This is a genomic window from Halomonas cupida, assembly GCF_900142755.1.
GTDB classification, from domain to species: domain Bacteria; phylum Pseudomonadota; class Gammaproteobacteria; order Pseudomonadales; family Halomonadaceae; genus Halomonas; species Halomonas cupida.
Genome location: NZ_FRCA01000017.1, coordinates 49,369 through 73,434, shown reverse-complemented (window position 1 = coordinate 73,434; position 24,066 = coordinate 49,369). Strand labels below are relative to the sequence as shown.

Here is a 24,066-nt window from a genome sequence, read left to right as displayed (position 1 = left end):
TATTCGAAAAAATCCCCCGGATACGTCCGGGGGATTTTTTTTTGCTGCGAGCCACGAGCACGCTGCGCTCGGGCCGCGAGCGGTTCCGTGGCCCCATGTTGCTCGAAGCTCGTTGCTTGCCAACCCCGGTCACCAGGATGGCTGGAATTTCACGTTTCTGGAGGTTGGCACAGCCCTCAGTGACACCATCATGCTGCTCGTAGCTCGTAGCTCGTAGCTCGTAGCTCGTAGCTCGTAGCTCGAAACCCGCCGCTTACAACTTTCCCATTCCCTTCAACAGGAGTTTCCGGTAATCCGGTATGCCCTCTGGCGTGCCTTGCTGCCGCACATCTTGATATGACTGATTCCAACCCAGCCCTTGCCAGTGGTGATGATTCGTCACGCCACCGTCTGGGCGATCCCCTTGTACTGCTACTCAGCATTGGCTTTATCGTCGGATTCATTGCGCTTTCGCTGTATGACATCGACATGGTGGCAAGCGGTATAGCCGCAGGCTTTGCCTGGACGGCGAAGACCATGGGCAGTTATTTTCAGCTGTTGCTGTTGCTGACGTTCTTCATTGCCATTGGTGTTGCCATCAGCCCAAGCGCGTTGGCGCGCATCGGCAATCTCGATACACCTGAGCTCAGCACCTTCAAGTGGCTGTCGATGATCATGTGTACTCTGCTGGCCGGTGGGGGAGTGTTTTTCGCCGCTGGAGAGCCGGTATATCACTTCATCGTAACGCCTCCGGCCTTTACGACCGAGGCGGGCACGCCGGAAGCTGTCGCCGGTGCATTGGCACAGTCCTTTACGCACTGGGGGTTCCTGGGCTGGGCGGTGCTGGGGACTCTGGCAGCCGTGGCATTGGCGCATGCGCATTACGATAAGGGCCTGCCGCTTCAGCCACGTACATTGCTGACCCCCGTGCTGGGCGAACGCCTGATGAAAGGCCCTTTGGGTGGCGTTGTCGATGCGCTATGTGTGATTGCTGTTGTAGCAGGAACCGTGGGACCGATTGGTTTTCTTGCCACTCAGGTAAGTTTTGGCCTGCACCGCGTGTTCGGTGTGACGGACGGCTACGCCACACAGCTGGCGGTACTGGTTATGCTGGGGCTGGTCTATGTCACCTCCGCAGTGAGCGGGATTCATCGTGGTATCCAGCTTCTGAGTCGCTTCAATGTGCTGCTGGCATTGGCGATTGCGGCGGTCATCCTGCTGTTCGGGCCGACATTGTTCCTGACCAATGCATTCTTTCAGGGATTCGGCACCTATCTGGGCTCGTTCTTCGAGATGGCCACCATGACGGCGCAGACGGCTCCTGACTGGTGGATGCAATGGTGGACGGTATTCTTCTTTGCCTGGTTCATCGGCTATGGTCCATTGATGGCCATCTTCGTAGCACGGATTTCACGTGGTCGTACCATCCGACAGGTCATCGTCGCGGTTGCCGTCATGGCCCCGGTGGCAACGGCCATCTGGTTCACGCTACTGGGTGGTTCGGGCATCTACTATCAGTTGACCGGTGTCTTTGACCTCAGTGAAGCACTGAACAACTTCCAGTTTGATGTCGCGACCTTGACCGTCGCCGAGTCTCTGCCTGGTGGTTCCATCATGGTGTTGGCGATCCTGTTGTTGACGACGATCTTCGTTGCCACCACTGGCGACTCCATGAGTTATGCGATTTCCGTAGTCGGTAGTGGTCATGACGAGCCCAGCCCACTGATCAGGGCCTTCTGGGGCATCGCCATGGCGTTGATGGCGGGCATTCTGCTGCGCATGGGAGCCGGGCAGATCGGTGCGTTGCAGCAGTTCATCGTCATTACCGCCATCCCGGTATCTCTGGTCATGTTGCCGACGCTATGGACCGGGCCGCGTGCGGCAAGGGCGATGGCGCGTGAGCAGGGGCTTGTGTAGCGATGACCGTGTGCGAGGTCCCGGCCTCGTACAGAGTTCGCTTTCAGGGGCTGACAGCAGTCCTGTGCCGAGACAATACATGGCCGGGAATCCAAGGTAGACTGCAGCCCCTGGTTCAGCCCGGAAGTCGACTCATGGCCCTGCAAGCCACACCCTACAAGATTGAATTGAATCTCTCCGACATGGATCGCAATGTCTACGAGACGTTGCGTTTCACTGTTGCTCGCCACCCCTCGGAAACTGAAGAGCGTCTGGCTGTCCGCTTGATTGCCTATGCACTGTTCCATCACGAGCAGTTGGCCTTCGGCCGCGGGCTATCGGATGTGGACGAGCCGGCTCTGTGGGAGAAGAGCCTCGATGGCCGGGTACTGCACTGGATCGAGGTTGGTCAGCCCAACAGCGAGCGCATGACCTGGTGCTCTCGCCGAACAGAACGCTTCACCCTGGTCGCCTATGGCAATCTCCGGGTCTGGCAGAGCAAGGAGCTGGACCCTGTGCGCCAGCTGAAGAATCTCAATGTCGTCGCGGTGTCTCCGGAAGTGCTGGAAGAGTTGGCGCGCGATATGCCTCGTTCCCTGAACTGGGCGGTAATGATCAGTGATGGTGAGCTTTTTATCACTGACGAGCGAGGACAGCACGAGGTGCCATTGGAGTGGCTGGTGGGCGAGCGATAGCGGGTATGTTGCAAGGCTTTAGATGATGATGCGGAGCTTCCTCCTGTGAATGTCACCACGCCGGCGCTGTTGTTTCCGGCCATCTCGTTATTGCTGTTGGCCTATACCAATCGTTTTCTGACTCTGGCCTCGCTGATCCGTAAGCTGGCCGAGGCGGAGTCCAGTCTCGGCAGTGAGGCGCGCCTGCGGCAGATCATGCTGCTGCGTCGACGGATCTCGCTGACCAAGCGCATGCAGGTCGCCGGGGTCTTCAGTTTTCTGCTCTGTACCCTGTCGATGTTTGCGCTGTTCATTTCGCTGGATTGGCTCGGCTTGATACTGTTCGGGATCAGTCTGGTAACGCTGTCGATTTCACTGGTCTTCTCGCTCTGGGAAGTGTTGATCTCGACCAATGCACTCAATGTGCAACTGCAGGATCTGGAAGGATATGCGCGGGCGCGTCAGCAGCCCTCGAAGAGCCGTGCTGAAGAGGACCAGAATGCAGCCGAATGAACTATTGATGCTATGCCGACCCGGCTTTGAAGCGGACCTCGCAGCGGAGCTGCAGGATCGTATTCAGGCGTTGGGAGAACAGGCCGAGGTCAAGCCCTGGATGAGTGAGGGGCTGGTGCGGGTGATCCTCGCTGATGAGCAGCCGGCCAATGAGCTGCATCGGCAGCTGAAGCTCGAACAACTGGTGTTTGCGCGCCAGACACTGGTGGCGTTACCGCCATTGCAGCTGTCGCGCGATGATCGCTTGTCGGCCATTGTCGATCAGGTCAAGGCCAGTGGCTGGAGCTTCGAGGAGATCTGGCAGGAAACACCGGATACCAATGAGGCCAAGGCGCTCTCCGGGCTGCTGAAGGCACTTGAGCGCCCACTGTCGAGTCACCTGAAGAAGCGTGGTGCGCTGCGTCGCAAGGCCGGAGGACGACGGCTGCACCTGGTCTGGCGTGATGGTGATCAGGTGCAGCTGGGCATAAGTTTTCCGGGCAATCGCAGTGAGTTTCCCGGCGGCATCCGTCGCCTGCGCTTTCCCCATGGTGCTCCGAGCCGCTCGACGCTGAAACTCGAGGAGGCATGGCACGAATTCGTTCCTCGTGACCAGTGGGAAACCCGTATCGCCGAAGGCATGCAAGCCGCCGATCTGGGGGCTGCACCAGGTGGTTGGACCTGGCAGTTGGTTCACCGAGGCATGCATGTCTATGCTATCGACAATGGCCCGATGAACAAGGGATTGATGGCCACCGGCATGGTCGAGCACCTTCGCGAGGATGGCTTCGTCTGGTCACCGCCGATGCGTCTGGACTGGCTGGTCTGCGATATCGTCGACAAGCCGGCTCGGGTGATGTCGATGGTGGAGCGCTGGTTGCTGCAACGCTGGTGCCATGAGGCGGTGTTCAATCTCAAGTTGCCGATGAAGAAACGCTGGGAGGAGGTCGACTGGTGCCTGGAGGGGTTGGCACAGCGACTTGATGACGCGGGTGTGCGGGCCAGGATTCGCTGCCGCCACCTCTACCATGACCGTGAGGAAGTCACGGTCCATGTACAACTTGATTGAGAGCACAGCTTGATCAAGAGTGCAGCTTGATCGATCGACGAATCCGCCGGGGAGAGTTCCCCGGCGGTTGTTGTTCGGGTCGGGGCTCAGTAGGCCGGTTCGTAGATGGTTACCTTTTCCTCTTCGGTAAGCAGTGGTTGAACGCGTTGCATGGCCTGTGTTCGTGCGTCACTGTTGTACCATTCCTTCCAGGCGCGCAGGTCGCGCCACTTGGTAATCATCAGGCGACGGTCCGAGTGGTTCTGCTCGACGAGGCTTTCTCCACCGAAGAAGCCATTGGCGCCCAGTGATTGGCGCATGGCTTCCCGAGCAGCCTGCTCGTATTCTTCCTCAAGACCCGGCATGATGCGTCGCTCGATGATGATTTTTATCATGATTTCAACTCCGAGGTGTTGATGGTGGATTCTGTTGATGCTCTGCCTGCCTGTGACAGGGAACTGGATACAACCGGCCTGTTCTGTCCTGAACCGATCATGCTGATGCACAATGCCGTACGGGACATGAGCTCCGGTCAGATACTGAAGGTGATTGCCACCGATCCGGCGACCACGCGAGACGTCCCCAAATTCTGTCAGTTTCTGGGGCATGAGTTGGTGAGTCAGCAGTCTGGAGCGGATGGCACACACCTCTACTTCATTCGCCTTGCTTGAGACGTCCCGGCCAACGCCGATTCAACCGGTCTGCCTGGGTAATGCCGAGCGGCGAGGTGGAGTGCCTCGCCGCGATCTTCCGTATGGACCAGCTTCAGTATGGGCCTGGCAGCGGACTGCTCCCCATGGTCTGGTGAGGCGATGGTCCTTATTGCGCTGAGTAGTCTGAATCAGGCATTACCATCATGGCCAGTGCCTCGAGTGTGGCCGGGTCTTCATCACGTATGAGGTTGGCGATCTGCCGCTGGAAGAAATACACCACACGGTGACGGCTATGGCCGGGGTAGAGGCAGGGGTCAGTGGCCACCACGGGCACAGACTGGATCAGGCTTTCGTCGGCCAGCAGCGCCTCGATGGATCCATCACTGTAGAGACGCCAGCCGAAGACCTGCTTGAGCTGCCAGGGAGACTGTTCCTCATCCATGCACAGGGCATGAGTACCCTGGTGCTCAGGCAGTGTCTGGATCAGCGTGGTTTCATCGGTATCTTCGTACTCGAAGTAGGCCGCCGCGTGGCGCAGCTCCATCTCCTTGTGCTCGGGAGGCTCGTCGAGCAGTTCCTCGGTTTCCGGATCACGATACCCGACGAAATGACCGTAGTCCGGGTCATTGAGCTGTTCACAGGGAGTGAGTGACTCCATCCACGGCACAAGGCCGACAATATCGCCGTTCTCGCGTAGTCCCCAGGCCAGAATCGGCATGCCGTATAGCGTATCCGGATCGGATGCCAGGCAGTAGACCATTTCCAGTGAATCCAGCTCCGGCGATAGCCGCACGAAACGGCGATGCGCCTGCTGGCGCTGACGCATGGACTCGAGGTCAATGACTCTGGCGGTGCGGGGTGACAGCGGGATTCCCATGATGTCCCTCCAGCGGCTGCGTGTTTACGGCTCACCTCTCGACCCTGAGGCCGAGTGTCGCGCTTGGCGTCACTGTTTTCATGAATAGCACAGACTGGTGATGCAACGTAAGTCCCGAGACTAGATACAGCGTTGGTTGAAGGTGTGTAGCAACTGTCTGTAGTGCTCGTGGGCGGCGATAAAACGCGGTAACGGGGCGTCTCTGTTGTCCAGGGAAAGCCATTCTCGACGGTATTTCTGAAGTGCGGGAGATCCCGCTATATGGGCGTCCAGCAGCTCGTTCATGGCAGTGAACCAGCGCGTTGACTGATGCGTGAGGTCATCGAGCCATGCCGGGGGTGAAGGCAGTGTCGGGGGCCACTGTGCAGGACAGCCTGATGTCATCTCCAGAGCGCGAGTGAGCAAAACATTGCCTTCCTCGACACGTGTCGAGGCCTGTATCAGTGATCGCATCAACTCGGCACTGAGTGGGCGAGAGCGAAGGCTGTTGAGGTGTGCCTCCAGCATCGAGATGTCCGGCTGCCAATTGTGGTCGAACTGGTGTTCCACAGCCTCGCGTAGATAGTTCAGCGCAGGCAACTGGTCGTCGACGGATGCCAGTTCATCAGGCGGCAATATGGCACTGGCACGGGCGAAGCTGCCGGTCCACTCATCGGAACCTACCAGGGCATTGTAGCTGGCAGTCGGCAGCTCCCGGGCCTTCAGCGTGGTAATACGTTGCAGGCGGTGCAGATCCTCCTTCGCCAGGTGATCTGCGGTATCACCATTCAGACAACTGTCCAGCCGTCGCCACAAGGTCAGCTCGTAGACCCAGCGCTGACTGGGGGGCGCGACACGTCCGAGTTGATTGTTGCGTTTGGCCACCAGGTTGGTGATACCGCAGTGTCGCAGTGCATAGATATCGAGCATGCCTTCACGGACATCGCTGGTGTCGAGAAGCAGGTCGCGATGGGCGGGGAATTCACCGATGTTGCCGGGTTGCCGAGGCTCGCCGAGGGGCTGACCCAGAGCCTCGCCAAGGGACTGTTGCCAGGTCGACAACTGATCGGCCGACTCGCTGCCATTGCAGGCAGTGAGCCAACCGACCAGCAGTACGGTCATCATGGGTCCCCAACGCTTCATGCCGCTCCCTGTTGGGCCTTGATGATCATGCGGCGGCTGCGGCGGCGCAGACGCTCACCGAGCAGTACCGCCGCTACCGTCAAGCCACCTACCAGGCCTAGCCAGTACCCATGCACGCCCATGGGCGCCAGCCACGGGCCGAGGCCGTATTCTCCCAGCAGGTGGCCGCCTCCCAGACCGACCAGCCAGTAGGCCAGCAGCGTGATCAGCATGATCACTCGGGTATCCTTGTAGCCACGCAGGGCCCCGGCCATGGCGACCTGCAGTGAGTCCGAGACCTGGTAGAGCATTGCCAGCCCGATAAGGCTCAAGGTCAATGCCTGGACCTCCGGATTGTGGGTATAGAGGGCAATTACCGTGTCGGCGGTCAGCCACAGAACGATGCTGTTCAGGATGGCCACGGCAAAGGCGATCAGGATGCCATTCCATGCCACCAGTCGGGCAAGGCGAGCGTCACCACTTCCGAGAGTGTTGCCGACCCGGACTGTGAGCGCCATGCCCAGAGACAGCGGCAGCATGAACAGGACCGAGGTGTAGTTGAGTGCAACCTGGTGAGCAGACACCACAATCTCGCCCAGGCTGGCGATGAACAGTGCGATCACGGTGAACAGTGTTACTTCGACAAAGATGGCTACGCCGATGGGGACGCCGACGAACAGCAGCTCCCGGATCACACTCAGCTTCGGCGGGCTTGGTGAGTGCCACAGCTCGATGTCGCCATAGGCTCGGCTGCGCTGAGTGTAGATCACCATGGCCACACTCATGACCCACATCGCCAGTGCTGTGGCGATTCCGCACCCCCAGGCTCCCAGCGCTGGAATGTCGGCAATGAAGCCAGGAGTGGCCGGGCCGAGCAGTGCTTCCACCGCTGCGCCGCCGTTGATCAGCAGGAAGTTGCTGGGAATGTTGACCGCGAGCCCTACCAGGCTGATCCACAGGGCAGGGCGGGTATGGTTGACCCCATCGGAAAAGGCTCGCAGTGACAGGAATATCGCCACTCCGGGCATACCGAAGGCAACGGCCCCGACATAGGCCTGAGCCTGCTGGGCAACGGCCTCGGGAACCTCCATCCAGCGGAATACTGGCTCCACGCAGAACCACAGCACCAGCGCGGCAATGATCCCCATGGCCACGCCGATCCACAGGGCCTGGTGGACATTGGGCCGAATCTGCTGACGGCGACCGCCACCGAGCAGGTGTGCCACGATCGGTGTCAGCCCCATCAGGGTCCCGGTCATGAACAGCATCAATGGCATCCACAGGCTGGCGCCGACCGACACTGCCGCGAGGTCGGTGGCGCTGTGGCGGCCAGTCATCATTATGTCGACAACACTCATGCCCGCCTGGGCGAGTTGAGCCCCACAGATGGGCAGAGCCAGACGAATCAGCGGCCAGCTTTCGCGGCGGCTGGTGGACACCAGGTCCGTAGGAAGAACACGCACTGCTGTATGCTCCATGCAGAGTCGGATGGGCGTCTTGCCCGGTGAGAAAGCCGGTCATGTCTTGTGAATGACAGCTTGCTGAAGTGTATCAATGTTGCACTGTTCTGGCGCATCGAGATTCAGGTTTCTGGTTCATGGCGGGGCATCATGGTATTGCCCGCTGGTGTACACTATGGCGCCTGGCCAGCACGAGCCCGTGGGCTTGTTGTCACCGGCCTTTTCATCGACCACCTTGCCGATCATCAACCCTGGAAGTTTCTTCTTACCCTCCATGTCTGAAACCGTTCCATCGCCTGCAAACTCGTTGCAAATCGCACCGGCCAGTGATACTCGACGCGCCGAACATCGCCTGGAAGATATCATCGCGCTGTTCGACGGCCTGTTTGTCGATACCTTCAACACCCGTCTGGTGCGCGGTGGTGACGAGCCGCTGTATCTGCCGGCGGATGCCGACTGCGCCTGGCATCGTGTGATCTTCGCTCGGGGGTTCTACACCAGCGCTCTGCACGAGATCAGTCATTGGTGCATTGCCGGTGAACGCCGTCGATTATTGGAGGATTACGGTTACTGGTACATCCCGGATGGTCGTGATGCACAGCAGCAGCATGACTTCGAGAAGGTCGAGATCGCGCCCCAGGCGCTGGAGCTGGTGCTCAGCCGTGCCTGTGGTATCCGCTTTCACGTCAGTGTCGATAATCTGGGCGATGTGGAAGTCGATCGAGAGGCCTTCGAGGCGCGAGTGAGCGCGCGCGCCGACCGTTATGTCAGCGAGGGGCTGCCGTTGCGGGCCGCCGCTCTGGAGCGTGCCCTGCGCGAACTCTACCATCGGGGAGTGGCACTGCGTGATGCCGTGAAGGCTGGCCGGGAGCGCCTTGTCACGGAACGCCCGAAGGCGGGCCGAGGAACCCCTCAGCCCGCCTGAGCAACGGGTCAGTCCGTGTTCAGCAGGTGCTGGTGGAGATGCAGCATGACCTCGATTTCCTGCTCTGGACGCATGGGTTCGAGCCCCAGATGGCTGAATACCTCATTACGCGCACGGGCCCACTCGCCGGGAACAAGGTCTGGATACAGTGACTCGGCTGGCGCCAGTTCGACGAAGGGGTCCATGCCATAGGTATCAAATATCCGCGAGATGGCCGCCTCATCGTCGAAGACGCCCGCAGTGTAGAGGGTGGCATTGAAGTGGTCTGTCTCAAGTTCGCGAATCACGTCCAGCGGACTGACTCCGATGCTGGAGAGTTCTTCGAGACTGTAGTCGCCGAGCGAGACGGTTTCGTTGTCCAGCCAGTTATCGTCGGGCTGAATCAGAGTGTGCTTGATGGTGCCATCCGGCAGGCTCCAGGCGATGGAGAGGGGCAGGCCACCATCTTCGCCGGTTTCCACGGCGATGAAAGCTGGAATGTCGTCCATGTTCAGGACTCCCTGGGGAAATGGTTATTCATGACGGTGTGAACGGTGGGTGACATCAGTCCGAGCCTCCCCCGGGCCGGAACCGGTCAGTGTCGAGAGCCAGGTCGGTTTCAAGAGCCAGGTCGGTTTCAAGAGCAAAGAACCTACGTGCTGTCGCGGCACTGCTGATGGCCAACTGGGCTTCGCTTTCGTTGCGCCAGTGGGCTATCTCGCGCACGATCCATGGCAGCAGCGCCGGCTCGTGGCGACGTCCCTTGAGCTTGGCCGGAAGATTGCGCGGTAGCAAATAAGGGCAATCGGTTTCGACCATCAGGCGATGGCTCGGTATGTCTGCCACCAGTTCGCGTAGATGGTGGCCTCGGCGTTCATCACAGATCCAGCCGGTCAGGCCGATGTGCAGGTCGAGGTCGAGATAGCGGTGTAGTGTCTCGCGGTCGGCGGTGAAGCAGTGCACCACGGCGTGGCGGATATCGTCGCGCCAACTGCGCAGGATACTGCTCATCCGCTCGCCGGCATCCCGTTCATGTACGAACAGTGGAAGACCGTTGTCGGCGGCCAGAGCCAGTTGTGCCTCGAAGGCATGTTCCTGTTGCTGGGGTGTCGAGAAGTTGCGATGGAAGTCGAGCCCGCATTCGCCCACAGCCACTACCAACGGGTCCCGGTACAACTCCGCCATGGCCGCCTGCACCTCAGGAGTCCACTCACTGGCATCGTGGGGATGCACGCCAGCAGTGGCATAGAGCCCCGGGTAGCGGTGACTGAGCGCCAGTGCCTGACGTGCATGCTCAACGTCGGTACCGGTGATGATCAGGGTGTCCACACCAGCAGCACGTGCCCGGCTGAGCGTCGGCTCGAGATCCTGCGCAAAGCTCTCATGGGTCAGGTTGGCGCCTATATCGACCAATGGTGCCGGGGAGCTGAAACGCAGTGCTTCAGGCAAGGTGTCGACGGCTGAGGGTGCGGCGTTGGACAAACTGGACTCCCGATCTGGATTCGCTTGAATGGCTGAATGCCACCGCAGTGGGGCCTGCCTTCGGCAGACCAGGGTTATACGGTCTCTGGATTGTACTGTTCGCGGCCCTGGCAGGCCATGGAAAGACGCTGCCGAGCTGGATTGACCGGGATTGTTGCTGCCTTGTAGCCCCTGCCTTGAGGTACACTGCGTGCATTCGGAAAGGAGATATTGAGTGACTCTGCTACGACTCGAGCAGCTGCAACTGGCCTATGGCCACCATATTCTGCTGGACCATGCCGAGCTGAGCCTTGAAAGAGGCGAGCGATTGGCGCTGGTTGGCCGCAATGGCACGGGTAAATCCACCTTGCTGCGCCTGGTGGCGGGCCACAACCTGCCGGACAGTGGCACCATCTGGCGGGCCCCTGGCCTCAAGATCGGCGTGCTGGAACAGGAGCTTCCGGATGCCTGTGACGCCACCATCTTCGACATGGTGGCTCAGGGGCTTCCCGAAGCCGGTGAGCTGCTCTCCGAATATCATCACCTGGTGCAATCCGATGATCCGGACATGTCGCGTATGGCGACTCTGCAGACGCGTCTCGAGGCTATCGACGGGTGGTCCTTCCACCAGCGTATCGATGTGGTGTTGACACGCCTCGGCCTGCCCGCCGACGCCGCCATGGCTTCTCTGTCCGGGGGTTGGCGGCGGCGTGTGGCGCTGGCACGTGCGCTGGTTGCCGAGCCGGATCTACTGCTGCTCGATGAGCCGACCAACCACCTGGATCTGGACACCATTGCTTGGCTCGAGGAGCAGCTTGCTGCGTTCCAGGGAGCGGTGCTGTTCATTACCCACGACCGGGCGTTCCTGTCACGCCTCGCGACCGGCATCCTTGAGCTGGACCGTGGCCGTCTTGGGCGCTATCCCGGGGATTACGCCGCCTATCAGGCGCAGAAACAGCACGAGCTCGAGATCGAGGCACGCGAGAACGCTGAGTTCGACAAGAAGCTGGCCCAGGAGGAAGCCTGGATTCGTCAGGGCATCAAGGCCCGTCGTACCCGTAACGAAGGCCGTGTGCGGGCGCTGGAGCAACTGCGTCGCGAGCGTGGTCAACGGCGTGAGCGCGAAGGCAAGGCTTCGTTGTCGGTGGATAGTGGTGAACGCAGCGGCAAGCGCGTGGTCGAGCTGTCGCATGTCACTCAGCACTTCGAGGATGCCACCGTCATCCGTGACCTGAGCATCGAAGTGCAGCGTGGTGATCGTATTGGCCTGATCGGCCGCAACGGCGCCGGCAAGACCACCTTGCTCAAGATCCTGCTGGGCCAACTGACGCCCAGTGAAGGCGAGGTGCGTATGGGCACCAAGCTGCAGGTCGCCTACTTCGATCAACTGCGCGCTGGACTGGAGCTGGACAAGACCGTCTATGACAACGTAGCCCAGGGCAGTGACCGCATTGCTGTCGGTGGCCGCGATCGTCATGTGATGAGCTACCTGCAGGATTTCCTGTTCTCACCGGAGCGAGCACGCCAGCCGGTCAAGGCGCTGTCCGGTGGTGAGTCCAATCGACTGTTGCTGGCGAAGCTGTTTACCCAGCCGGCCAATGTGCTGGTACTGGACGAGCCGACCAATGACCTCGACGTCGAAACGCTGGAGCTGCTCGAGGAGCTGTTGCTGGACTTCGAGGGCACCCTGCTGCTGGTCTCCCACGACCGGGCCTTCATGGACAATGTGGTGACCAGCGTGCTGGCCTTTGAAGGCCAGGGCTGTGTCCGCGAGTATGTCGGTGGCTATTCCGACTGGGTGCGTCAAGGCGGCAAGCTGCCACCTGCGCCCTGGGAAGGCGCGGCTCGTCAGGGCGTGGAGCCGACCACTGATGACCGGTTCGACGCGAAGCCTGCGAGCACTGCCGCACCCTCCGCCCCGGCAGCCAGGGCCAAACCCGTCAAACTGTCCTACAAGCTGCAACGTGAGCTGGATGCACTGCCCGCCGAGATCGAGCGGCTGGAGAACGAGATTGCAGAGCTGGAAAGGGAAGTCGGTGATCCTGCGTTCTACCAGCAGGATTCAGGCACCATCAACGAGCGCCTGGGGGTGTTGCAGAGCATTCAGGAGACGCTCGAGGCGACCATGGAGCGCTGGATGGAACTCGAGGCGATGGCCGCCGGAGAAAGTTGACGTCGGCAGCCCCACCGCTTGACCGACTTGCGAGTGAGTGGTGGGGCGAACGAGTGCTCGGTGGTTACTCTTCGCTATCCATGCCAACACGCACGGCCAGGACGTCACATTGCGCACCATGCAGAACGCCGGTGGAGGTGGAGCCCAGCAATAGGGCGAAGCCATGCCGGCCATGGGAGCCGACCACGATCAGGTCAACGTCGTTTTCATCGGCGAAGCGGTGAATCTCGGTATCCGGCATACCGACAACCACATGCTGGTTGTCCCGCGAGACGTTACTGTCGGCGATTTCAGCGAGTCGCTGTCTGGCGTGCTCGTCGAGTTGATCCTGAATACTGGTCAGATCCATGGGGATGTCGCCACCATAGGCAAAGCCCAACGGTTCCAGCGTATGCATGATCGATAGTTTGGCGTGGTTGCGGTCGGCAATCTGCAGGGCGCGCTCGAGGATTCGGTGCGAATCCTTGGTCAGGTCGACGGCAACCAGTACATGACGGTATTCGTTGCTCATGAGAAGACGCCTCCAGCGGCGGTCGATGTCGGAATTGATGTCTCACACTCTAGGCCGCTCGCGTGCGCAAGACAACGCTGAATATCAACGCTTTTGCTGAGGAAACCGTATGTTGTGGCTTATGATCCTGCTCGTGGTCGGTATGGTGTTCGCTCCTGCCATGTGGTTGAGGCCCAGCGCGCGGGAGCGTCGCCTGGGGCGATTGCGAGAGGCAGCGGCAAGAGTGGAGGTCAATGTGCGTCTCGAGGATGGGCCCTTGCATGGCAACGGCGACAAGTTGGCCGCCTATCGCTGGTTCTATCCTGCCTTGCGGCCGGGGCCGGGATTTCTGCTGGTGCGTGAGGCCCATGCCAGCGCCTCGCTCAAGTCCTATGTGGCTGGCTGGCGCTGGCGAGTAGAGCCTCTGCGACCGCTCTCTCCGCAGGTCAATGCGCTGTTCGCTCGACTGCTGAGCCAGCTACCGGACGATGCTGTCGCGGTGCAGTCGAGTGACAAGGCACTGACAGTCTGGTGGGATGAATCGCTCGAAGCCGAGGATTTTGTGCGGTTCGCAGCACCTGCCTCGGCTCTGCGTGATGTATTGCAGGGGAACCCGGATCGCCGCAGTGGTGGCGTACCAAATACTCCACCGTGATGTGGCCCCCGCGGGCGGGAGCCAGCCACAGCGACATCAGTCGGTGGTCGTTTCCTGCTGCGGGTCTGCCTGTTCTGGATTCAATAGCGCCTGGCCGTTGGCCTCGATGCGTGTCAGCAGCTCGCTGAGCTTCTGTTGATCGCTGTCGTCGATCCCGGCCAGCATCTCCTGGCGTGCTTCCTGCACAATGGTCTCGATCTTCTCCAGCAGGGGAGCGGCCGCCGGTGTCAGGTGGATGCGCTTGGTACGGCGATCCTGGTCACAGGGGCAACGTTCCACCAGTCCCTGTTCACAGAGTTGATCCAGAGTGCGCACCAGTGATGGGGCCTCGACCCCGATCGCTCGAGCCAGGTCGCATTGGGGCTGGCCATGCGGCATCCGTGACAGATGATAGAGCGTGACCCAGCGGGTCTGGGTCAGCCCCAGGGGAGCAAGGCGCTGATCCAGAACGGCACGCCAGATGCGTGGTGTGCGGGCCAGCTGTATACCAATATTGTCGTTCATGAGCGTCCACGATGGTAAGACTGCAAATGAATGGATTGTCCGAACGCTTGGCGTGTAATGCAAGTCATTGCAAAGTCCGCTGTGCAGATGGCAGTACCCGGACGAGTGACTCAGGCATCTTTCTGTCCTGCCTCTTTGGCTGACACTTCGCCCTCCGGCGAGGTCCTGCCGGTGGTGGAAGGAGCCTGTGTCGTGCCATCGTCTGCATCTTTGTTCTGGTTGTCCGTACTCTCCTTGAGTGTAGCTTCTTCCTGTGTCGCGGCGGCCTCTACAGCTGGTTCCTCTGTATCTTCTTCGGTATCCGTGACGGCATCCTGGTTCTGCTCGACAATTTCACTGGCCTGCTTCATGACTTCCTCGACCCGACCGATGGCTCCGCTGGTTTCCTGACTATCCGCTCCTGTGGTTTCGGAGCCAGCGGTCAGCCACATCAATCCCGGTAGCCCCGGCTGTGATGAAATTCGGCCATCGGCAAGTGTTGCGTCGGCTTCGTCATCGCTGACATGGAAGCGAAGGACACCAATGCGTTGACCGCCGGCTGTCATGACATCAATGCGCCAGTCACCAGCGCTGTCCTCGGGAAAGTTCTGCTTGCGTGTCCATGCTCGATAGCCCTCGGCACGGCCTCCCTGAATCTCGAGCGGGATGCGATCCACCAGCTCGCCATCATGACGCCACTCATGCACGACTTCTTCACGCAGTCCGCGTGGTGCATGAATGGAGGTGTAGGCGTAGAGCCCCTGACCTGCCGCCAGTGCGGTCGGTGTCAGAAGCAGGCTACCCTGAGGGGTACGCTGGGCGGCATCAAACTGTGGCGATAGCGCGCTGCCGGATAGCCATAGCGTGGCCGGTGGGACCCAGATGCGGCCCAACCAGGCCGCGCCGGCCAGTAGTGGCAGCAGTGTCATCAGTGCCAGCCAGCGTCGTCGATTCATCGGGCGCAGCAGGTGCAGTAGGCTGGGCAGACTGAAGATGACCATCGCCAGTGAGGCCAGCAGCAGACTCTGGCCCGTGGAGAGATGTACCACCAGCGGCAGCGACACCAGTACCAGCAGAAAGACGCACTGGGCATGGAAGACCAGATAGAGGGAGCGGCGCTGGTCGGCGAGTCGGTAGTAGAGGGGGTCCAGGATCGACAGCACCGCCAGAATGATCATCGCCACGGTGAACAGTGACTGACCGCTGGTCCAGACCGTGGTGGCGAGCAGAAACGGGAGGGTGAAAAACAGTGTCTCCTGGTGGACCATCTGGGCAATGAAGGTGGTCACCCCGCGAGGGAGCGTCGGGTATCCACGTCTGGCCATCAGGCGTCCGATCAGACTCTCGGACAGCAGCAGTAGCCAGGTGACCAGCATACCCACGGCCAGCAGCACTCCCAGCCACTGCTGGCGTTGCACCAGAAAGAAACTGACGATGCCGGCAGCGAAAGCGATGGGTGGCCAGACCCAGTGCCAGGGACGAAGGCGCACGACCCAGCGTTCCACAAGACGCTGGAGACGAGTAGGTCCGTGGTGGGGGGCGGCGGACGCGTCAGACATGATGGGGTCCCGATGAGATGAAGATGGCCACAGGAATCGGTGAAACCGGGAGGAAAACCTGCATGGTCCACGGTTGTGGTATGGAGGGTCAATCCCGTGGCGGGATGATGAGGCATCCAGAGTATGCGTGAGAGCCGTAAAGAAGGGTGTGATCTACATCAATAGAGTGGCCCGGATGCTGGCCACAAAGTAGGGGTTGACGAGATCCTGGCTTTGGACCAAGCTTCTGAATAAATCAAACGGCCGTATGAATTCGGGATCAACAACCACAGCGAAGACCTGAGCGGAGATTCGTGGATGATCTATCAAGGCAATGCCATCACGGTGGCACGCAATGGCGATGATATCGCCATACTGACCTTCGACCTCAAGGACGGGTCAGTGAACAAGCTGTCTACGGCAGTGGTCGCGGAGTTGAGCGAGGCGCTCGAAGCAGTACGCTCCGAGAGCGGCATCAAGGGCCTGATGCTCAGAAGTGCCAAGGAAGCCTTCATTGTCGGTGCGGACATCACCGAGTTCCACGGCATGTTCGAAGATGGCGAGGCAGCGATCCAGGCCATGCTCGAACGTGTGCACGGAATCTTCAATGGTCTCGAGGACATGCCGTTCCCGACGGTCACGGCGATCAATGGCCTGGCGCTGGGCGGAGGCTGTGAAGTGGTGCTCTGTACCGATTTTCGGGTAATGAGCGATACAGCAAAGATCGGGCTGCCAGAGACCAAACTTGGCATTCTTCCCGGCTGGGGCGGCTGTGTCCGTCTGCCACGCCTGATCGGTGCCGACAACGCCATCGAGTGGATAGCCGGTGGCACGGAAAATCGTGCTGACGCCTGTCTCAAGGTCGGTGCTGTGGATGCGGTGGTGCCCGGGGACCAGCTCGAGGCGGCCGCATTGGACATTCTGGCGCGCGCCAATGCCGGTGAGTTGGATTTCGAGGCACGACGTCGTGAAAAGACCAGTCCGCTGAAGCTCAACTCCATCGAACAGATGATGGCCTTCGAGACCGCCAAGGGCTATGTCGCCGGCAAGGCCGGTCCGCACTACCCGGCACCGGTGGAATCGATCAAGGTCATTCAGAAGGGCGCCGGCGAAGGTCGTGAGCGTGCCCAGGCCATCGAGGCAAAGAGCTTCGGCAAGCTGACGCAGACTGATGTCAGCTTTAACCTGGTCGGCCTGTTCATGAATGATCAGGTGGTCAAGAAGAAGGGCAATGAATACATGAAACAGGCCCAGCCGGTGAAGCAGACCGCCGTGTTGGGTGCTGGCATCATGGGTGGCGGCATTGCCTATCAGAGCGCCTCGAAAGGCACTCCCATCCTGATGAAGGACATCAAGGAAGAGGCCATTGAGCTGGGGCTGAAGGAAGCCCGCAAGCTGTTCGGCAAGCAGGTCGAGCGTGGTCGCCTGACCACGGATGGGATGGCACAGAAGCTTTCCAATATTCGCCCGACCCTGTCCTATGGCGACTTCGGGCACGTCGACCTGGTGGTCGAGGCGGTGGTCGAGAACCCCAAGGTCAAGGCTGGGGTCCTGGCGGAAGTCGAGGCCCAGGTGTCCGAGTCCACCATTCTGGCGTCCAATACCTCGACCATTTCCATTACCCGTCTGGCCGAGAATCTCAAGCGCCCCGAGAACTTCTGCGGCATGCACTTCTTCAACCCGGTGCATCGCATGCCGCTGGTTGAAGTCATTCGCGGCGAAAGGACCAGCGATGCCGCGGTCGCTGCAACCGTGGCCTACGCCCGAGCCATGGGCAAGACACCGATTGTGGTCAATGATTGCCCGGGATTCCTGGTCAACCGTGTGCTGTTCCCCTACTTCGGTGGCTTCAGCCTGCTGGTTGAGCAGGGCGCGGATTTCCAGCGTGTCGACAAGGTCATGGAGAAGTTCGGCTGGCCGATGGGCCCAGCCTACCTGCTGGATGTTGTGGGTATGGACACCGCAGTGCATGCCAACGAAGTGATGGCGGAAGGCTTCCCGGACCGCATGGCTCAGGGTGGCATGAATGGCGGCAAGACCGCGATTCAGGTGATGTTCGAGAATGATCGTCTCGGTCAGAAGAATGACAAGGGCTTCTACGCCTACGAGGAAGATCGCAAGGGCAAGCCGAAGAAGGTCAGCGATGAACAGGCCATCGAGTTGGTCAAGTCGTTGGCAGCCAACCCCCGTGAATTCAGCGACGAAGACATCATTGCACGCATGATGGTACCGCTGTGCCTCGAGACGGTACGTTGTCTGGAAGACGATATTGTCGGGAGTGCCGCTGAAGCGGACATGGCGCTGATCTACGGCATTGGCTTCCCGCCCTTCCGGGGTGGCGCGCTGCGCTACATCGATGCCATGGGGCTGCCCGAGTTCGTGGCACTGGCTGATGGACTGGCCGATGAACTCGGCGCGCTGTATGCGCCGACCGAGCGTCTGCGCCAGATGGCCAACAACGGCGAAACCTTCTACGCCAGATAACACCACCACACAGGAGAATATCCATGAGTTTGAATCCGAGAGATATCGTGGTGGTCGACGGCGTTCGTACCGCCATGGCCCGAGCGAAGAATGGCGCCTTCCGCCACGTGCGTGCCGAGAATCTGTCCGCTGAGGTCATGAATGCGTTGTTCAAGCGTAATCCTGGTCTCGACCCGAGCGGCGTTGACGATGTGATCTGGGGGTGTGTCAACCAGACCCTCGAGCAGTCGATGAACATCGCACGCAACGCCCAGATCATGACCGGCATGCCGCGCTCCGTGCCGGCGCAGACGGTCAATCGCCTGTGTGGCTCGTCAATGAGTGCACTGCATATTGCCGCTGCCAACATCAAGGCAGGCATGGGTGACTTCTACGTCATTGGTGGCGTCGAGCACATGGAGCATGTGCCCATGACACACGGCGTCGACGTCAATCCGGCGGCAAGTAAGTACGCTGCCAAGGCGGCGATGATGATGGGGCTTACCGCGGAGTTGCTCGGCAAGCTGCACAGCATCAGCCGTGAAGACCAGGATGCCTTCGGCGTGCGTTCACACCAGCGTGCCTGGCAGGCCCTGCAGTCCGGTGGCTTCGACAACGAGATCGTCGGTGTCGAAGGGCACGACAGTGAGGGGCGTCGCATCCTGGTCAACAAGGATGAAGTGATTCGCCCCGAAACTACCCTCGAGTCGCTGGGTGGCCTCAAGCCGGTGTTTGATCCGCGTAGCGGCACGGTGACCGCTGGCACTTCCTCGGCGTTGTCGGTGGGTGCCAGCGCGATGGCCGTGATGAGCTACGAGCGTGCCCAGACGCTGGGGCTGGAGCCTATTGCTCGAGTGCTGTCGACCGGTGTGGCGGGATGTGATGCTTCGATCATGGGGTATGGCCCGGTACCGGCGTCCCAGCAGGCGCTCAAGGCGGCTGGCCTGACCATCGGAGACATCGATACCGTCGAATTGAACGAAGCCTTTGCTGCTCAAGCACTGCCGGTGCTCAAGGATCTCGGCCTGCGGGATAGCATGGACGAGAAGGTCAACCTGCATGGCGGTGCTATTGCTCTGGGCCACCCGCTGGGTTGCTCCGGCTCACGCATCTGCACCACGCTGCTGAATGTCATGAAGCAGCAGGACACCCGGCTGGGGCTCGCCACCATGTGTATTGGCATGGGCCAGGGCGTGGCCACGGTGTTTGAACGCCTCAACTGATGGTCCTGACGGTCGCGGCTGTTGATGTGCGACCGTCAGTCAGAAAGAAGAGCGGTGGCTGCTTGCAGCCTCCGCTCTTTGCGTTGCAGTGAGTGATCATGGGTCATGAAGGCCAGCAGAAAAAGCTAGAGAATACCGCTGTCGAGGCCGGCAGCCATTGCCATGGCCAGTTCCTCGACCTGCTGCTCGAAGGCGTCCTGCCAGTCTCCACGCAGGACCAGTGGTTCCTGTACCCACCGCCAGCGTAACCCGGTGACGATGCCTTCCACGGCACGTCGAGTGCCGGTGCCGTCATGACCGGCGCGAATGTACAGGGCGCAGGGCAGGCCTTGAGTGTGGTCGAGAAGTGGATAGTAGCTTCGATCGAAGAAGTCCTTCAGGGCGCCGCTCATGTAGCCGAGGTTCTCGGTAGTACCGAGCAGGATGGCATCCGCCTGAAACACGTCCTCTGGTCCGCACTCCAGAGGTGCCTTGCAAGTCACCTCCACGGCGTCGATATCCGGGTGACCGGCGCCCCGACAGGCGGCTTCGCACAGCTTCAGGGTATTGGGGGAGGGGGCATGGGCAACAATCAGCAGCCGTTTCATCGGATTATCCATCACTCGGATTATCCTCCACTCGAAATACTCAACACTCGAAATATCCAACACTGCAGCTGGCGAGCCTGGGCCATTATTAGCATGGCAATCAAATAGCTCATCCTGATCGATTCGATTGTCGTCCGCACCACGCTGGCACAGATGCGCGGTCTGCTGGTGGGGTGCGGTCTCGCGTCGGCCTGATGGCCGGCGGCGGCACTTCCCTGTGCCGCATTAACCCAACATGAAAGCATGCCGGGTCAATATCTCCAGGGGCTCCCATCTGCTGGAGCTCCCATCCCCAGGGACTATCATCCCCAAGGGCTATCATGTCAGAGTCAGGAAGTTCTGTCGTTGGTGTGCAGATCAGAGTACACGCTTCCACTCGGTAAAGGAGAAACAGCATGGTATTCGCTCTATCCAGACTATCAGTTTCCAGCAATGCCTTTGCCCCGGATGGGGAAATCCCTCAGCGCAACACCATGGAGGCAGAAGACCTTTCTCCGGCACTGGCCTGGCAGGGAGTGCCCGAAGGGACCAGGGGGATTGCCGTGATCTGCCATGACCCGGATGCTCCCAGGGTTGAAGCGGGCGGTTACGGCTTCGTGCACTGGGTGCTCTACAATCTTCCCGCAAGCCTGTCGTCTCTGGATGAAGGTACCGAGTTGGGCACGCCGGGCCTCAATGACAAGGGAGAGTTGGGCTACTGCGGTCCCTTGCCGCCGCCGCAACATGGCCTGCATCGCTATTACTATTGGGTGCTGGCGCTGGATACCGAGATGGACTTCCCTGAGGGACTGACCATGAAGGCGCTACTGGAGAAGGTAGAGCCTCACCTGTTGGGAATGAATCGGTTGGTGGGCACCTATCAGCGATCATGACGGGGCTCACCGGAACAGCATCATGCCGGGGGCGTGGCTGGCAATTGTGCGCGCCTGAGGGTAGTCTGCCTGTCCTTTTTCCGTGAGGTGATATCGTCGTGAGTGAACTGCCCCCCTGTCCCGGCTGCGAGTCGCCCTACACATACCATGACGGGATGCAACTGGTGTGCCCGGAATGCGGCCATGAATGGGTTGCTGGAGAGTCCGCTGAAGCGGAGGAGGAGAAGCAGGTCCGTGATGCCAACGGCAATGTGCTGACGGATGGCGATACGGTAACCGTGATCAAGGATCTCAAGGTCAAGGGATCGTCATCGGTGGTCAAGGTTGGCACCAGGGTCAAGAATATCCGCCTGGTGCAGGGAGATCATGATATCGACTGCAAGGTCGATGGCATTGGTCCGATGAAGCTCAAGTCGATGTACGTCAAGAAGGCGTGAATACGGCTTTCCTGCACCACTGACGAACGCCTCCGGTTGGAGGCGTTCGTCGTTTGTGGGCCCGGGTCAGCGCAGCAGCGCCAGTACCGACTCGGCGGTGGCTTGCGATGACGCTGGGTTCTGTCCGGTGACCAGCCTGTCATCGGTGATCACATGACTGGCCCAGTCGTCGCCACGAGAGAATTCGGCACCGTTGGCCTGCAGCATGTCCTCGACGAGAAAGGGGACGATATCCGTGAGTCCCACCGCCTGCTCCTCGCTGTTGGTGAAGCCGGTTACCCGTCGGCCTGCCACCAGCGCAGTGCCCTCGGGCGTGCGTACATGGCGTAGAACGCCCGGCGCATGACAGACGGCGCCCACGACTTTTCCCTGGCTCTGGAACGCCTCGATCAAACGGATGGAAGTTGGGTCCTCCGCGAGGTCCCACAGCGGACCATGTCCACCTGGATAGAACAGCGCATCGAAATCATCGGCACGTACATCTGCCAGCTTCACGGTCGTGGCCAAGGCATGCTGGGCGTCACTGTCCTGTTTGAAACGCTCGGTGGCCGGCGTCTGCGCATCGGCGACATCACTACTGGGATCGATGGGTGGCTGCCCACCGGCGGGTGATGCGAGGGTGATATCGGCTCCGGCATCCTTGAACGCATACCAGGGCGAGGCAAACTCTTCCAGCCAGAACCCGGTTGGTTTGCCGGTGTTCCCCAGACGGTCATGGGATGTCAGTACCATCAGGATCTTCATTGTCACGTGCTCTCCGTATGAATGACGTGATAACCACTGGCTGTGTATATCACTTGTGACTCGATGATGTGATGTCCTGGCGAGTTGTGGGGTGGTGTCCCTACAGCTATAGCAGGTATCTCAGGCCAGCACAGGGTCTGCTGGCGACAGATTCTGTCTTGCCCTTTGAACGTAATCCCTTGTCCTTCCTGACAGTAGGTCGATAATGAAGTCAGTCACGGTATGCTGGCGACGATTTGTGGTCGGTTGCCGGGGATCGGTGAAATACGGGAGGAAGTGGATGCGCATGATGGGCTGTATCGCCCTTGGCCTGCTGCTGGGGCTGGCAGGGTGCGACAACGACACGGATGATAGCGAGACTTCCACGAGTCCTGCTGTGGAGGCCAATAGCGCTGAGCCGGCCACCGTGGAGGCAGACGAGGTCGAGGATGATCTGGCGGGTATCGAGCCGATGGCGGCACCGGTTGAAGTGGCGCTGGAGGCTGTCCTGCTGGCGGACCGTCGAATGCAGGTGGTGGGGCGAACCAATCTGCCGGATGGCACTCGTGTTCAGGTGGAGGTCGTGCGGGAGGCCAGTGGAGTGCGGTGGCAGGAGCGTGTTGTCATCAGCGCGGGAGAACTCGAGGCAGGCCCCTTTGGCTCAGGTAGTGGTCTTTCTGATGGATACTACCGATTGCGCTTGACGACCACTCCGGGGGAGCTGCAACCGAGAGAGGTGCAGGGATATCTTGGCAGCCGGGGAGAGCATCTCTCGGGTCCGCTGATTGTCGAGTCTCCGCATGGTTTGGGGCAACAGGTATCCGCCGTGCAGCGTGTGCTCGTCGGCCAGCAGATAAGGCGGACCACCGACAGTGTAACGGTCGAGCCGCTTCAGTGATCCCGGCCCTGCAAGCCTGCCGATCTCGACAGGCTTGCAGGGCATGTATAGGACAGCGTGAGTCGCCGGGTCAGCGGAGGGTGCGTTGAGGCTCGTTCAGCGGCTCGTGACGCCACAGTGCCACGATCTTGGCCGCCAGCCTCAGTCCGCTGTGATAAGGCGTGACATCGACCTGTCCCTGGCGCTGAAAGGTCAGCTGTCCGCTGGCATCCTGGCCGACTCGGCGAACCATCAATTGATCTCCTTCGGTGACCAGGTAGAGCCCTGGCTGACGGAAGATTTCCGTCGGGGCGGCGGCCACTAGGTCAAAAGGATGGAGAAAGTCGAAGGTTTCGTCCGGTGCTGGCGTCAACAGATGACAATCGCCGTCCCAGCGCTGTCCGGGAATCAGCTCCAATGGCAGATCGACCCCCTTGTGGGCTGCTTCGTTCCACGGCAATGGCAAGCGTGGGCGCAGATACAGGGGGGAGGGTCGATTGGGTTCACCTTCCAGCAGGTGAGCCAGCGGGCAGCTCAAGGCCTGGGACAAGGCGACCAGCCGCTCGTGGCCGATCTGCTTGATGGTGCCGGATTCCCAATAGGAAATGGTGACGTCAGAGACACCGACCTGGCGTGCCAGTGCGGCCTTGTTGAGGCCTGCAGCGATTCTGAGTGACTTGATGCGCGGGCCCAGCGCGTCCATGAAACTATCCTGTTTGGGTACTTGAAGAATTTAGAATACTCATTGATTGGCTCCGTTTCTTCAATCTTTTATCCCGATGAATTTATATAGACATCCCCCGGACGGACCAGGTCGCAAGCTCTTGGGCCGCATTATTACTGGGCCTGGGGCATCTGGAGTGGTGTGCAGGACAGCGTCGATCCGTTCGAGGCTCGGGGCTGGCTCAGAAGGTAATGGCCCTGGCCTGATGAGGTAGAGGGAAGGCGCAGGGCGGCTGCCAGTTTCCGGCAAGGCGCGTATAATGCGCCAACGCTGCCG

At 60.2% G+C, this 24,066-nt stretch carries 25 protein-coding genes; 13 read left to right on the top strand and 12 right to left on the bottom strand.

Features of this window, described 5'->3' with window-relative positions; genetic code table 11:
* The first annotated feature begins 336 nt into the window (after positions 1-336).
* The 4 genes from BUE38_RS20950 (at position 337) to rlmM (ending at position 4,110) form a co-directional block, all read left to right on the top strand.
* Positions 337-1,896: a BCCT family transporter gene (locus BUE38_RS20950; RefSeq protein ID WP_073437190.1), complete on the top strand. Its 1,560-nt coding sequence runs from the start codon at positions 337-339 to the stop codon at positions 1,894-1,896.
* A 134-nt stretch (positions 1,897-2,030) separates the two neighbouring features.
* The gene (locus BUE38_RS20945; protein ID WP_073437189.1) at positions 2,031-2,570 is read left to right on the top strand and encodes a YaeQ family protein; all 540 of its coding nucleotides are present in this window, start codon (positions 2,031-2,033) and stop codon (positions 2,568-2,570) included.
* Positions 2,571-2,615: 45 nt separating this feature from the next.
* Entirely contained in the window at positions 2,616-3,062 is a 447-nt protein-coding gene (locus BUE38_RS20940; RefSeq protein ID WP_073437188.1) for a DUF2721 domain-containing protein, read from the top strand.
* Positions 3,049-4,110, top strand: a complete 1,062-nt coding sequence (gene rlmM, locus BUE38_RS20935) for a 23S rRNA (cytidine(2498)-2'-O)-methyltransferase RlmM (RefSeq protein ID WP_073437187.1) — start codon at positions 3,049-3,051, stop codon at positions 4,108-4,110. The genes BUE38_RS20940 and rlmM overlap by 14 nt, the downstream gene beginning before the upstream one ends.
* 86 nt (positions 4,111-4,196) lie before the next feature.
* Here rlmM and BUE38_RS20930 read toward each other — a convergent pair whose 3' ends face one another.
* The gene (locus BUE38_RS20930) at positions 4,197-4,484 is read right to left on the bottom strand and encodes an antibiotic biosynthesis monooxygenase family protein (RefSeq protein WP_073437186.1); all 288 of its coding nucleotides are present in this window, start codon (positions 4,482-4,484) and stop codon (positions 4,197-4,199) included.
* A gap of 21 nt (positions 4,485-4,505) precedes the next feature.
* On the opposite strand from BUE38_RS20930, the gene tusA reads away from it, so the two are divergent.
* Positions 4,506-4,760, top strand: a complete 255-nt coding sequence (gene tusA, locus BUE38_RS20925; protein ID WP_073437185.1) for a sulfurtransferase TusA — start codon at positions 4,506-4,508, stop codon at positions 4,758-4,760.
* A gap of 148 nt (positions 4,761-4,908) precedes the next feature.
* On the opposite strand, the gene BUE38_RS20920 is transcribed toward tusA, so the two are convergent.
* The 3 genes from BUE38_RS20920 to BUE38_RS20910 all read right to left on the bottom strand — a co-directional run bounded on the left by BUE38_RS20920 (position 4,909) and on the right by BUE38_RS20910 (position 8,183).
* Positions 4,909-5,619: a hypothetical protein gene (locus tag BUE38_RS20920; RefSeq protein WP_073437184.1), complete on the bottom strand. Its 711-nt coding sequence runs from the start codon at positions 5,617-5,619 to the stop codon at positions 4,909-4,911.
* Positions 5,620-5,739: 120 nt separating this feature from the next.
* Entirely contained in the window at positions 5,740-6,741 is a 1,002-nt protein-coding gene (locus BUE38_RS20915) for a DUF3080 family protein (protein ID WP_073437183.1), read from the bottom strand.
* Positions 6,738-8,183 (bottom strand): MATE family efflux transporter, encoded by a 1,446-nt coding sequence (locus BUE38_RS20910; protein ID WP_234987134.1) that lies wholly within the window; start codon positions 8,181-8,183, stop codon positions 6,738-6,740. The genes BUE38_RS20915 and BUE38_RS20910 overlap by 4 nt, the downstream gene beginning before the upstream one ends.
* A 304-nt stretch (positions 8,184-8,487) precedes the next feature.
* Between BUE38_RS20910 and BUE38_RS20900 the strand changes: the two genes are divergently transcribed.
* Positions 8,488-9,105, top strand: a complete 618-nt coding sequence (locus BUE38_RS20900; RefSeq protein ID WP_304363408.1) for an elongation factor P hydroxylase — start codon at positions 8,488-8,490, stop codon at positions 9,103-9,105.
* Positions 9,106-9,113: 8 nt separating this feature from the next.
* Here the strand turns inward: BUE38_RS20900 and BUE38_RS20895 are convergent, their stop codons facing one another.
* Positions 9,114-9,593 (bottom strand): hypothetical protein, encoded by a 480-nt coding sequence (locus BUE38_RS20895; RefSeq protein WP_073437180.1) that lies wholly within the window; start codon positions 9,591-9,593, stop codon positions 9,114-9,116.
* Between the two features lie 55 nt (positions 9,594-9,648).
* Positions 9,649-10,566 (bottom strand): TatD family hydrolase, encoded by a 918-nt coding sequence (locus BUE38_RS20890; RefSeq protein ID WP_073437179.1) that lies wholly within the window; start codon positions 10,564-10,566, stop codon positions 9,649-9,651.
* A gap of 214 nt (positions 10,567-10,780) precedes the next feature.
* Here BUE38_RS20890 and BUE38_RS20885 point away from each other — a divergent pair, with 214 nt between their 5' ends.
* Positions 10,781-12,718: an ATP-binding cassette domain-containing protein gene (locus BUE38_RS20885; RefSeq protein WP_073437178.1), complete on the top strand. Its 1,938-nt coding sequence runs from the start codon at positions 10,781-10,783 to the stop codon at positions 12,716-12,718.
* Positions 12,719-12,782: 64 nt separating this feature from the next.
* On the opposite strand, the gene BUE38_RS20880 is transcribed toward BUE38_RS20885, so the two are convergent.
* On the bottom strand, positions 12,783-13,229 hold the full coding sequence (locus tag BUE38_RS20880) for a universal stress protein (protein WP_073437177.1): 447 nt from the start codon (positions 13,227-13,229) through the stop codon (positions 12,783-12,785).
* A 109-nt stretch (positions 13,230-13,338) separates the two neighbouring features.
* Between BUE38_RS20880 and BUE38_RS20875 the strand changes: the two genes are divergently transcribed.
* Positions 13,339-13,863 carry a hypothetical protein gene (locus tag BUE38_RS20875; RefSeq protein ID WP_073437176.1) on the top strand — a complete coding sequence of 175 codons (525 nt, stop codon included), beginning with the start codon at positions 13,339-13,341 and terminating at the stop codon, positions 13,861-13,863.
* Positions 13,864-13,899: 36 nt separating this feature from the next.
* Here BUE38_RS20875 and slyA read toward each other — a convergent pair whose 3' ends face one another.
* Positions 13,900-14,367, bottom strand: coding sequence for a transcriptional regulator SlyA (gene slyA / locus BUE38_RS20870; RefSeq protein WP_073437175.1), 468 nt, complete (start codon positions 14,365-14,367; stop codon positions 13,900-13,902).
* A gap of 110 nt (positions 14,368-14,477) precedes the next feature.
* A complete protein-coding gene (locus BUE38_RS20865; RefSeq protein ID WP_084542078.1) occupies positions 14,478-15,905 on the bottom strand; it encodes a DUF5924 family protein in 1,428 nt (475 codons plus the stop codon).
* A 297-nt stretch (positions 15,906-16,202) separates the two neighbouring features.
* Between BUE38_RS20865 and fadB the strand changes: the two genes are divergently transcribed.
* Positions 16,203-18,368: a fatty acid oxidation complex subunit alpha FadB gene (fadB, locus tag BUE38_RS20860; protein ID WP_073437174.1), complete on the top strand. Its 2,166-nt coding sequence runs from the start codon at positions 16,203-16,205 to the stop codon at positions 18,366-18,368.
* 23 nt (positions 18,369-18,391) lie between these two features.
* Positions 18,392-19,570, top strand: coding sequence for an acetyl-CoA C-acyltransferase FadA (gene fadA, locus BUE38_RS20855; RefSeq protein WP_073437173.1), 1,179 nt, complete (start codon positions 18,392-18,394; stop codon positions 19,568-19,570).
* A 125-nt stretch (positions 19,571-19,695) separates the two neighbouring features.
* Here the strand turns inward: fadA and BUE38_RS20850 are convergent, their stop codons facing one another.
* Positions 19,696-20,157, bottom strand: coding sequence for a flavodoxin family protein (locus tag BUE38_RS20850; protein WP_073437172.1), 462 nt, complete (start codon positions 20,155-20,157; stop codon positions 19,696-19,698).
* A gap of 395 nt (positions 20,158-20,552) precedes the next feature.
* Between BUE38_RS20850 and BUE38_RS20845 the strand changes: the two genes are divergently transcribed.
* Both BUE38_RS20845 and BUE38_RS20840 read left to right on the top strand, forming a co-directional pair.
* Positions 20,553-21,029 (top strand): YbhB/YbcL family Raf kinase inhibitor-like protein, encoded by a 477-nt coding sequence (locus BUE38_RS20845; protein ID WP_073437171.1) that lies wholly within the window; start codon positions 20,553-20,555, stop codon positions 21,027-21,029.
* Between the two features lie 98 nt (positions 21,030-21,127).
* Positions 21,128-21,466 carry a zinc ribbon domain-containing protein YjdM gene (locus tag BUE38_RS20840; RefSeq protein ID WP_073437170.1) on the top strand — a complete coding sequence of 113 codons (339 nt, stop codon included), beginning with the start codon at positions 21,128-21,130 and terminating at the stop codon, positions 21,464-21,466.
* Between the two features lie 66 nt (positions 21,467-21,532).
* Here BUE38_RS20840 and BUE38_RS20835 read toward each other — a convergent pair whose 3' ends face one another.
* Positions 21,533-22,210 carry a type 1 glutamine amidotransferase domain-containing protein gene (locus tag BUE38_RS20835; protein ID WP_073437169.1) on the bottom strand — a complete coding sequence of 226 codons (678 nt, stop codon included), beginning with the start codon at positions 22,208-22,210 and terminating at the stop codon, positions 21,533-21,535.
* A gap of 280 nt (positions 22,211-22,490) precedes the next feature.
* On the opposite strand from BUE38_RS20835, the gene BUE38_RS20830 reads away from it, so the two are divergent.
* Complete coding sequence (locus BUE38_RS20830; RefSeq protein ID WP_073437168.1) at positions 22,491-23,087, top strand: hypothetical protein; 597 nt, start codon at positions 22,491-22,493, stop codon at positions 23,085-23,087.
* Between the two features lie 70 nt (positions 23,088-23,157).
* On the opposite strand, the gene BUE38_RS20825 is transcribed toward BUE38_RS20830, so the two are convergent.
* The gene (locus BUE38_RS20825) at positions 23,158-23,769 is read right to left on the bottom strand and encodes a helix-turn-helix domain-containing protein (RefSeq protein WP_073437167.1); all 612 of its coding nucleotides are present in this window, start codon (positions 23,767-23,769) and stop codon (positions 23,158-23,160) included.
* Positions 23,770-24,066: the final 297 nt, after the last annotated feature.